General features: G+C 36.5%; 4 protein-coding genes. All 4 read right to left on the bottom strand.

The features are described 5' to 3' along the window. Window positions 1-1,156, bottom strand: a 1,156-nt coding sequence (locus VIH09_RS03725) for a hypothetical protein (RefSeq protein WP_331578021.1), incomplete at its 3' end; no start/stop codon positions are given. A gap of 727 nt (window positions 1,157-1,883) precedes the next feature. Beyond that, window positions 1,884-5,918, bottom strand: coding sequence for a T9SS type A sorting domain-containing protein (locus tag VIH09_RS03720; RefSeq protein ID WP_331578019.1), 4,035 nt, complete (start codon window positions 5,916-5,918; stop codon window positions 1,884-1,886). Between the two features lie 1,052 nt (window positions 5,919-6,970). Further along, window positions 6,971-9,298, bottom strand: a complete 2,328-nt coding sequence (locus VIH09_RS03715) for a T9SS type A sorting domain-containing protein (protein ID WP_331578017.1) — start codon at window positions 9,296-9,298, stop codon at window positions 6,971-6,973. A gap of 888 nt (window positions 9,299-10,186) precedes the next feature. After that, window positions 10,187-12,181: methylmalonyl-CoA mutase family protein (locus tag VIH09_RS03710; protein WP_331578015.1), on the bottom strand; the 1,995-nt coding region annotated here is incomplete at its 5' end.

Raw genomic sequence — 12,181 nt, 5'->3', positions numbered from 1 at the left:
CTGGATTATTAGCTCCTGCAGGAACCGTCCATGTATAAGTTAATGGTGGTATTCCGCCATTAGCTACCGCTGTAAGTATCCCTAAAGCATCCCCTTGACATTTTGTAATATCAGCAATCTCATTTAATGTGGGTTGAACATTAAAAGCCCCAGAGGTAAAATCTTCCAAAATTGAGGTTCCGGGATTTGACGATCTTGTTTCAACTAAAAAGGAAGAAAAACAAGAACTACCATCCAGTGCGGCTACATCTATAAAACCTTCAAAAAAGGTTACCGGAGGCATCAAATCAGCTCCAACACCTTTAGATTGGTGAGACCAAGGAGTCGGTTCTTGATTTGTATTCACAATAGCTGCAAGGGTTGTTCCGTCTGTACCAATTTTTATCATAGATTTGCTACTGCTTGGAAGAGTTCCGTTTCCGTCACCAACCCATCTGTATGCATCGATAACACCTACTGCACCACCTTGTTCTATGTCTGCTACGACCAGTATATCGCCTATAGAGTGTTCTCCTTCAAATCTACCTCCTGCTATTGGTCCTATGAAATCTTTGAAAAACCAAAATCCAATGGTTGTTGTACCTTCTGCTGCAAATTTATTTCCAAAAAAATAAATTTTACCTGCTATAAGAATTGCACCAGCTTCTTGAAGATTGGTTTTGTCACTGGAACTAGCGTCTGCTGTTTTCCATTGCCAACTTTTAGAAGCATTAGCCCCATTTATGGGCAAATGATCTTTAGTACCCCCGCCGGTATAAATAGAATCGGGTGCTTTGCCATCAAAAATTATTCCCGTTGAAATACTGCCGGCTGGAAGCCCACTCTTGTTATAAACATTTTGCCAATCTATTGTACCATTACTATAAACATTACCATCCATAAATCCATATGGATGTTGGGCCTGCATTTGAGAAGGCATAAACAGTGCAAAAGCAAAAATCATGAACACCGCTGCAGATCGAACTCTAAATTGATTTTTTAGGATGAAAAAAGTTTTTGTTAGCAGTAAGTCGCTAAATTTTGATATATAATCAATTGGATTTCTCTCATTAGATTTAAAAAAACGTAATGTAGAAATCGCGTTTTTCGGTGGTATCCAACAATTAATTTTGCTCGATAAAACTTCGAAAAGCTTCAGAAGTGTAATATTTTTCATGATTATAAAGTTTTAAAACCATACTTGTTAAACAATAGCAAACTAGCAGACTGAGGACTGAAAAATTTTAGAAAAAAACAATACACCTTCATAAAAATATATGAAGAACTCCATCATCAAAAAGCGTATTTTATTTTGGGGGAATAAACAAACTTTTATTAACCAAATTGGGGCTTTAAAAAACCTTAATTAGAAATTAATAAATAAGTTAGAAAAAAATACAGAAAGCTTTTAGATCTGATTCATATAGCTTAACTGTGTTAAAAACATCTTCAAAAGTATGAAGAACTCCGTCATCAAAAGGATATTTTATTGTGGGGAACAATAGCTAAATTCCTTTATTTACCGTGAAGCTGTTTTACAAAAGCAGCTTCGAAATCTATTCGTTTATTTTAGTGAAACAAAGTTAATCAATGGTTAAAAAACAACAATTTTTAAAAAATTTAAATCGGATTAAAAACAAATATATCCGTCAAATTACATAGTCACTAAGAAAATTACTATGCGAAAAACTTCAAAAATAAATAGATTTTTATGTTTTAAGCAATTGATTTACAGTGTTTTAATTAAATTAAACAAAATATTATTATTAAAAAAATTATACGATTCAGCATTGAAAAAACATCATCAAAAAAAAGCGTAAAAAAACCTCGAAAATTTTCACTTTCGAGGTTTAATTTTGTCGCCTAATTTACTTCATTTTTTAGAATTAGACAATTGTTACAAACTATTTTGAAGACATTACTTTTTTCACGCTGCTTCCTCTATTTGTAGTTACTTTCACAACATAAACTTGCTCTTGACCTCTATTCATTTTAAGGTTTAAGGCAACTTCTTTGTTTAAGTAGCTGTTAGTGTCTGCTTTTGAAAGTACTGACTTCCCAGTTGAATTGAATACTTCAATTTTTACATCGGATACATAATCAAAGTTGTATTTAATAGTAAGTACATCTTTGAAGGGAACAGGGTACGCATCAAAACCTACAGGTTCCATTTTTGAGTCGGTGCTTGAGGTACCCGCAAGTGATGTTTTATCGCACTGCGGAACATCATATCCCATAAATATTGTACAGCCATCAAATGCATTATTGATTTTATCTACTACACTTGCAATGGCAGAGAGAGATACTCCTGTATTTACTCCTCCTAATGCTTTATTTGCTAATTCAAATAATCCTTGTACTGTTGGATTGCCATTTAAGGCCGTTACAACACTTGCATCAATTGAGTTATAATGGTAATCATTTGTCACGTTAATTAAGTTACCATATTGATCATAATTACATGTACGTTCTTTAGGAATATCTGAACCACAGCCTCCTTCAGGATCTGCGGTAACTAACACTCCTCCTTGCAATACGAAATCACCCAGTGCGCTATTTATGCCTATGTTAAGACCTAAAGTGATGGTTTGAGCCAATAAGGTATTATTGAGTCTTCCATTTTTGGACAAATAACTAGAATAGATACCTGTCAATGCACTTATATGAGGGTCACCGGCTAACAATACATAACTGCTTCCTCCTCCAGGTAAAACGTCTATAATAGCAGCTATATCTGTGGAGTTATTTGAAAGTAAAACAGAATTTCCCGGTAAACCAACTGTCATCGTGCCACCATAATAAGCTAACGCTTTAGCTATAAGGGCTTCTGTTGTGTATTTATCAGAGAAAACACCATCATCAGGAGCACAAGACATACCGCCAGGGTTTCCATAATACCCTTGAGTATAAGTACATAAAGCTTTTGGACAACTTTTAACGGTTATGGTTTGACTACAAGTAGCCGAATCGTTACCACAAGCGTCTGTCGCTTTCCAAGTGCGAGTAAGTCCATCAGGAGATGTAGAAACAATCTCAATTATTGGATTCGCATCACAATTGTCAGTTGCAGTTGGTTCATCAAAGATAACCTCTGCGTTACATTCGATTGTTTTGTCTGCTTTACATACAAGAGTCGGTTTGGTAGTATCTACCACTTTGATTTTTTGCACGCAAGTAGAAGTATTACCGGCACAATCAGTCGCTTTCCAAGTACGATCAATGTGATACGTATCACCGCAATCATTTGTTTTAACATCAGTGTACGTTACTTTAGGATTTGCATCACAATTGTCAGTTGCTGTTGCTTCTCCAAAACCTCCCACTGCATCACATTCGTATGATACGTCGGCTGGACAAGTGATTATTGGCGCAGTATCATCTTTAACCGTGATTTTTTGAACACAGGTTGAGAAATTACCGGCACAGTCAGTCGCTTTCCAAGTACGGGTAATAATTCCCAATCCGCAAGCATCCAAAGTTCCCTCATCGCTATAGCTTATAGCTGGTTTTTCAGTACAATTATCCGTAGCCATAGCTTCACCAGAATCGCCTGCTTTACAATCAAAACTAATATCTGCAGGACAAGTTATTACTGGTTTGGTATCATCCTTAACGGTGATTTTTTGGACACAGGTAGAGAAATTACCACATGCATCGGTAGCTTTCCAAGTGCGGGTTATTACACCCAATCCGCAAGCATCCAATGTGCCTGCATCGGTGAACTCAACTTTTGGATTTGGATCACAATTGTCAGTTGCTGTAGCCGTTCCTGAATCACCTTGTGTACAATCAAAACTGATATCTCTAGGACAAGTGATTACCGGTTTGGTATCATCCTTAATTGTCAATTTTTGAACACAGGTAGAGAAATTACCGGCACAATCAGTCGCTTTCCAGGTACGGGTAATAATACCAGATCCACAGTTGCCCAACGTTCCTGAATCACTGAAGGTCACAACTGGATTTGCATCACAATTATCAGTAGCTGTCGCTACTCCTGAATTACCCGCTTCACAATCAAAAGTGGCGTCGGCAGGGCAAGTGATAACCGGTTTGACATCATCTTTAACGGTGATGGTCTGAACACAGGTAGAGAAATTACCGGCACAGTCGGTCGCTTTCCAGGTACGGGTGATGACACCCAATCCGCAAGCATCCAATGTACCAGCATCACTATAACTTATATCTGGACTTTCATCACAATTATCCGTAGCCGTAGCTGTTCCTGAATTACCTTGTGTACAATCAAACGTAGCATTGGCAGGACAAGTAAGAACTGGTTTGACATCATCTTTGACGGTGATAGTCTGAACGCAGGTAGAGAAATTACCGGCACAATCGGTCGCTTTCCAGGTACGGGTGATTACACCCAATCCGCAAGCATCTAATGAGCCTGAATCGCTATAACTTATATCTGGACTTTCATCACAATTATCTGTAGCTGTTGCTATTCCTGAGTCGCCTTGCGTACAATCAAAAGTAGCGTTTGCAGGACAAGTGATGACCGGTTTGACATCATCCTTAACGGTGATAGTCTGAACACAGCTCGAAATGTTACCGCATTCATCCGTAGCTTTCCAAGTTCTAGTGATTACACCCAATCCGCAAGTGTCCAATGAGCCTGAATCAGTATACTCAACTTTCGGATTTGGATCACAATTGTCAGTCGCTGTAGCTGTTCCTGAATCGCCTTGTTTACAATCAAAACTGATATCGGCAGGACAAGTAAGTGCCGGAGGCGTTTTATCTGTACATAGATTCAATTGAAGAGGTTCTCCTGGAAAATCCTTCAATTCCGATTGTCCGGAAGAACCAGAGGTTCTTGTTCTAACAAACAAGGTGCTAATAACAAAACAAGGATCATTACCAATCCCAAATAATTCAGTTAAGTTTGCAGCTCCTTCCGCCCACTGATTTGGTGCATATTCCCACATTCCTGCATTAGGACCGGAAGTGACAGGATCTTGATTGTATATTGGATAAGGCACTGGTGTTACTGCAGTATTATTTGTGCCAAAAATAGTCCCCTCAAGAGGAGTAAATATACCATAAGAAGTTCCATTCCATTTTCTAACAACAACATTTGCTGATCCTCCTCCTTGGGTGAACTCGATAGTCACTAAAATATCTCCAATGGTACGCCCGTTGTCAGGACCCTCAGATGAAAAGTTCCCATAAGGAAAGCCTTTTGAATCGGTTCCCAACGGGTGCTTAGTTAAGGGTGCTTGCAGAATTTCAAAATCGATATAACTGCTCCCGTTTGTTACTTGACGGTCTGCAGCAAAAATCATCCATAAATCGCCATCTTTTCCATACTGTAAGGTTCCATCCGCATAAGAAAAATGAGCAATTGCATTTTGAATTTCATTTTTGTCAGGTGAAGAACCTACACCCCACTCATACGTGGTTGGATTGTCATTGATCTTATTACTACCAGTGAAAATAGTTGGGTCCTCATTAGTGATGTTATCTCTGAAAAAGGTCGTGAAACCAGGATAAACATAAAATTCTTTTGGTAATATTCCGTCCCGATAATCGTATGGGGGTGGTACAGGAACAAAAATTCCTCCTGGATTAGCCGTGATAGGAGCTGATTGATTCTCAAATAAAAAGTCCCCCCAATCTGGATTATCTCCAGTAAATCTAACAAAAGCATTCCCATCAACAGCAAACCCACCCTTAGGGGCTAATACTGGTGCCCTTCCTGTAATATTCTGAGCATTCACTGTATATCCAGTCATCATAATTACCCCCATAACAAGAGGCAAAGCAAGTGATTGACGCCAAAAAAAGGTCATCACACTCCCTATAAGATCAATAGTGCTTCTCTCTTCAGACAGTAATAGATCTGATTCAGAAACAGTTTTTTTTGATAAAAGGCAACAACTTATTTTGCTGCACAAACCATCGAAAAAATCGAAAATTGTATTCTTTTTCATAATAAGAGTATTTTAGCACCATACATTATATTTAAAAGACAGTTTACAGATTTGGGAAAGAAAAAATTAAGGAAACACAATCCATCTTCATATAAATAATGAAGTCACCGTCATTAATGAATGTTTTTATTAGCACAATAAAAACAACATCTCTTTTACTAAACGAAAATCAATTTGCTGAAAATTTTTTAATATTAATTTTAAGTAATTAACATTTAATAATAAATAATAATTAGAATGAAACTAGAAGCTTACATAATAAGGAAATGTAACTCTCAGAAAAATAAGTCCTCTTCATTAAAGAAATGAAGTTAACCTTCATAAACAGGATATCATAAATGGGGAGAGCCATTATATCCTAATACTTTTTTTTAAAAATTGCTTCACTGGAAACAACTTAATTAGTTACTTATATTAAAATTAAACCATTAAAATAAAAAAGGAAATAAAAACAAGATCATACTCGATTAAATTCCATTTTAATCGACAAAGAGCACCGTAAATTAAGAAAATTAGTATGTAAATTTAAAATAATATATTTGTAACTAATTGATTATTAATGTATTACGTGTTAAAATTAATTGCTAATTAAACACAATTTTTCTTACTTTAAATACTTGTTATTTTAATTGGTATTAATGCATAAAAACAGACAATTTGGGTGAATTTTATTCATTATAAATAGTTTACTTTTTAACTTATTTGAAATTTAAATGGGTACTGATAAAGTGGAAAAGTGGCCCTAATTAATGTTGCACTACGATTGATTGTTTATCTAAAAAATTACATTAAATGAATCTACTTTTAAAATAGGAATTAAGATTTAGAAAATATCTTTTTCACTTACATGGGAAAAAATCTCTTCTACAATTTCATATTCCTTAATTCTCCCAACTCATTTTTAAATAGAAAAACATCCATTTTTATACTTCTACAAAATCGTTATAAGAACCCAATTTTAGTCAAAAAAAACCTCGAAAGTTTACTTTCGAGGTTTAATAATATATGCTAACCCTTCTCTATATTTTATAGGACTAGCTGATTGTTACAAGTTATTTAGAAGACATCACTTTTTTCACGCTGCTTCCTCGATTAGTAGTTACTTTCACTAAGTAAACCTGCTCTTGGCCTTTATATGTATGAAGGTGTAGCATAATTTCCTGGTTAAAGTTAACATTTGATTCCGCTTTTGAAAGTACTAAAACTCCTTGTGAATTGAACACTTCAATTTTCACATCAGTGTCATAATCAAAATTACATTTAATGGTAAGTACGTCTTTAAAAGGAACCGGATAAGCGGTGAAGTCATCTTGGCTACTCACAGCATTTACTACTGTTGTAGCTGGACTTCCTCCTAAAGGACAACCTGAATTATTAAGAATATCCAATTGACTTGCTAAATTCCCTGGCGCTGCTCCTCTGGCTAAATAAGCCGCATTAACGGCATCTATCACCATTTGAGTATTATTAGAATATGGCGCAGGATAATCAACTTCATCACTACAAGCATTTAATAAAGCGGCTACTCCTTGACGGGCCAAATTATAAATACCTCCTCCTCCTAAATTTAGAGCTTCTAATAAAGTGTAATTAGCAAGGTTCGATGGCGCATTTACAAATACATCTCCAAATATCATTGAAGGAGTATAAGTTGAACACCATCTATCGGTATGGTTTTTCCAATATCCTAACGTACATCCTTCACATGCAGTCACTATAATAGTTTGGCTGCAAGTCGCTGATATATTGCCACAAGCATCAGTAGCACTCCACATTTTAACGTATGTAACTGAACCATCCGGATTATTTGTTGTAGTGACACCTAAATCATTAATAGTTGGGTTTGAATCACAACTATCTATAACTGTCGGAGTTCCGAATATAGGCGTTGAACCGCATGCAATGGTTTCACCAATTGGACAGGTCAGAGTCGGTGGTGTTACATCCTGAACGTTGATCGTTTGTGAAGCTTGTGATGAATTGCCACAATCGTCCGTAGCGGTCCAGGTTCGGGTTACGCTGTAATTTCCGGCACAGTTGCCATCGGTTCTTACATCGGCAAAAGTCAGCGTCACTGAAGCGTCACAGGCATCGGTTGCGGTGGCTTGCGCGAAAGATGGCAAGGCCGGACAATCAATGGTTGATGCTCCTGGCAAGGCTGCGATTACTGGATCGGTGATATCCTGAACGTTGATCGTTTGCGAAGCTTGTGATGAATTGCCACAATCGTCCGTAGCGGTCCAGGTTCGGGTTACGCTGTAATTTCCGGCACAGTTGCCATCGGTTCTTACATCGGCAAAAGTCAGTGATTTCATTGTACAATTGTCTGTTGCAGTTGGTGTTGCAAAAGACAAAACTGCAGGACACTCAACCGTTGTTGGGCCCGGCAATTCAGCAATCACAGGAGGTGTTTTATCTAAACACAAATTCAACTGAATAGGAGCTCCAGGAAAATCTTTTAATTCAGATTGAGCTGAATTACCTGAAGATCTCGTTCTAATAAACACCGTACTAATTACAAAACAGGGATTTGGATTAATATCTAACCCAAATACTTTTGTAAGGTTGATAGCGCCCTCTGCCCATTGATTTATGGCATAAGTACCTCCAGTAGGACCACTTCCATATACATCAAAGGGTACGAAGGTAGGCGACGTATTATTAGTACAATAAATAGAACCCAAGAAAAGTGAATTTGATTTAATTACATATTCAAACCCACCTCCAACTTTTGCTTCCCATCTACGAATTACAACGGTAGCATCTCCACCGCCCTGTGTAAATTCAATGGTAACCAAAATATCTCCGACAGTACGTCCTCCATCTAGTCCAGTGGTAGCAAATCCGCCACTCGTGGTACCTGTCATTGTTAAGGTTTTTTGTAAAAACTCAAAATCAATATAACTGCTACCATTGGTTACCTGGCGGTCACCGGCAAAAAGACACCATAAATCTGTGTTGGTTCCATCCACAGCATAAGATGTTCCATCTACCGTACCTGTAACATTTGAATCACCATAAGAAAAATGAACCCCACAATTTTGAATTTCATTTTTGTTAGGGGAAGATCCTGCTCCCCAAGTATAAGTGTTTGGATTATCATTTATTTTATTAGAAAGGGTAAATATAGTTGGATCAAGAACATCTCCACCCCAAGCATCTGCTAGCCTAAAAGTAGGGCCAGAGCAAAGAAATTCCGGAGGAGGTGATAGATTTATCACGCCACCACCGGAGCCTCCTGGATTATTATCAAACAAATCACCCACACCCAGTATGGGAGTATCAGCAAAAGCATCTCCATCAACACCGGAACCTCCGGCAGGACATTGAACAGGAACTATTCCTTTAATTGACTGTGCATTAACTGCTTGACCAGTCATCAGAATTACCACTAATGTAAAAGGTAATAAATAGCTCTGACGCCAACTATAAGATTGCAATTCTGACAAACAATCAATTGAAACTCTCTTATTAAATTTTATAAAATTTAATTTAGAAATAGTATTTTTCGTTAAAAAACAACATATTATTTTGTTGTATAAGAAATCGAAAAACTTAAAAATTGTATTCTTTTTCATAATAATAGTATTTTAACACCATATATTGTATTTAATAGGAAATTTACAGATTGGGGATAAGTACGCATCTTCATATAGAATTATGAAGCTAACCATCATCAAAAGAATATTTTTACTAGGAAAATAAAAATAACTTTATCATCTACCAAAATCGATTTGTAAAAATGGATTAGATTAATTTCAAAACGATCAAATTAAAAATAGGTAAATAGGTTATTAATGGGCGTTTACACATTGGGGAATGTATCTAACCGCTACTAAGTCATCTTCAATTAAAAAGATATTGAAGTTAACGTTCAAATTAGGAATATAAAATGTGGGGAACAAAATCTATCTCCTAATACAATAAAAGTCGAGTAAAAAACAACTAATTTTTTTTCTTACATAAAACTAATCATTAAAATAAAAAGATAAAAAAAAAGCTACAGCAAAACCGACAAAATGCTTATTTAGTCGATAATTAACATTGTTAAGTAAGAAAATAAAGATGCAAATTAAAATTAATTTATATTGTAAATAACTGATTAACAGCTTCTTACGTGTTAAAAAATTACATAATAATATTAAGAATCATTTTCTTACTTCACTTAATAGTTTCATTGCCTATAAAGACAAAAACCTTCCATTTCTGAAAGGTTTTTTGTCGAGAATAGTATACTCTTTTACAGGGCAAAAAAGGCGGTAATCTTTTTACATATTTCTTCTATACTGTCCACCTACTTCAAACAAAGCCGAAGTAATTTGTCCCAAAGAACAAACCTTTGTCGCTTCCATTAAATGTTCGAATAAGTTTTCGTTTTTAATGGCTGCTTCCTGAAGCGTATTTAAATGCTCATTTACCAAATCCTGATTGGCTTGATGTAAATGGCTCAACATATCAATTTGGTATTGCTTTTCTTCTTCCGTCGCACGAATTACTTCGGCTGGGATCACTGTTGGAGAACCTTTAGAACTCAAGAACGTATTCACTCCAATAATTGGAAATTCGCCAGTATGTTTCAAGGTTTCATAATACAAACTTTCTTCCTGAATTTTAGAACGTTGGTACATGGTTTCCATCGCACCAAGAACGCCGCCACGTTCCGTAATTCTGTCAAATTCCTGTAAAACTGCAGCTTCCACTAAATCGGTCAGTTCTTCTATAATGAAAGCTCCTTGAATTGGATTTTCGTTTTTAGCCAAACCTAATTCTTTATTAATAATCAATTGAATCGCCATCGCACGACGTACGGATTCTTCCGTAGGCGTAGTGATTGCCTCATCATAGGCATTGGTGTGCAATGAATTACAGTTATCATATATCGCATACAACGCTTGCAAAGTAGTACGAATATCATTAAAATCAATTTCCTGCGCGTGCAAAGAACGTCCCGAAGTCTGAATGTGGTATTTCAACATTTGAGCACGTTCGTTAGCTCCATATTTATTTTTCATGGCTTTCGCCCAAATTTTACGCGCTACACGACCAATAACAGCATATTCCGGATCTACTCCATTAGAAAAGAAGAACGATAAGTTGGGTCCAAAATCATTGATATTCATGCCTCGACTTAAGTAATATTCCACATAAGTGAAACCATTAGAAAGCGTGAAAGCCAATTGCGTAATAGGATTCGCTCCTGCTTCGGCAATGTGATACCCCGAAATAGAAACAGAATAGAAGTTTCTAACATTTTTGGTAATGAAATATTCCTGAACGTCACCCATCAATCGCAACGCAAATTCAGTAGAGAAAATACAGGTGTTTTGTGCTTGGTCTTCTTTCAAAATATCCGCTTGAACCGTTCCACGAACCTGAGATAAAGTTCTTGTTTTGATATCATTATACACCTCTAAAGATAAAACCTGATCTCCGGTAACACCCAAAAGCATCAAACCTAAACCGTTATTTCCTTCAGGTAAATCACCCTGATAATGCGGTCTTTCGACTCCTTTAGCTGCATATATTTTGTTGATTTTTGCTTCAACTTCTTTTTCAAGACCATTTTCTTTAATGTAAAACTCACATTGTTGGTCAATCGCCGCATTCATGAAAAAGCCTAATAGCATGGGTGCTGGACCATTGATAGTCATACTCACCGAAGTCATCGCATGAACCAAATCGAAACCGGAATATAATTTCTTGGCATCATCCAAGCAACAAATAGAAACACCGGCATTACCGATTTTCCCATAAATATCAGGACGTACATGAGGATCGTTTCCGTATAAAGTTACACTGTCAAAAGCCGTTGACAATCGTTTTGCAGGCAATCCCGCACTTACATAATGAAAACGTTTGTTGGTTCTTTCCGGTCCGCCTTCACCTGCAAACATACGAGAAGGATCTTCTCCTTCACGTTTGAAAGGATATAAACCAGCGGTAAACGGAAATTCTCCTGGAACATTTTCCTGTAAACACCAGCGTAAAATATCACCCCAAGCTTTGTACTTTGGCAATGCAATTTTCGGGATTTGAGAATGCGAAAGTGACTCTGTATGCGTAGCCATTTTTATTTCCCTATCACGAACTTTAAACGTATAAACTGGGTTCTTGTACTTGTTTACTTTTTCGTCCCAAGTCAAAATGATTTCCCAATTGTAGGGATCCAAATCCATTTTTACTTTATCGAATTGATTCAGTAAAAGATTCAAAAATATTTTGTTCTCAGCAGCACCCGGTTTTTCAGATTCTAAAACTGTTGG

Source organism: Flavobacterium sp., from assembly GCF_036515215.1.
GTDB lineage: Bacteria > Bacteroidota > Bacteroidia > Flavobacteriales > Flavobacteriaceae > Flavobacterium.
This window is presented reverse-complemented; position numbering and strand designations above follow the sequence as displayed.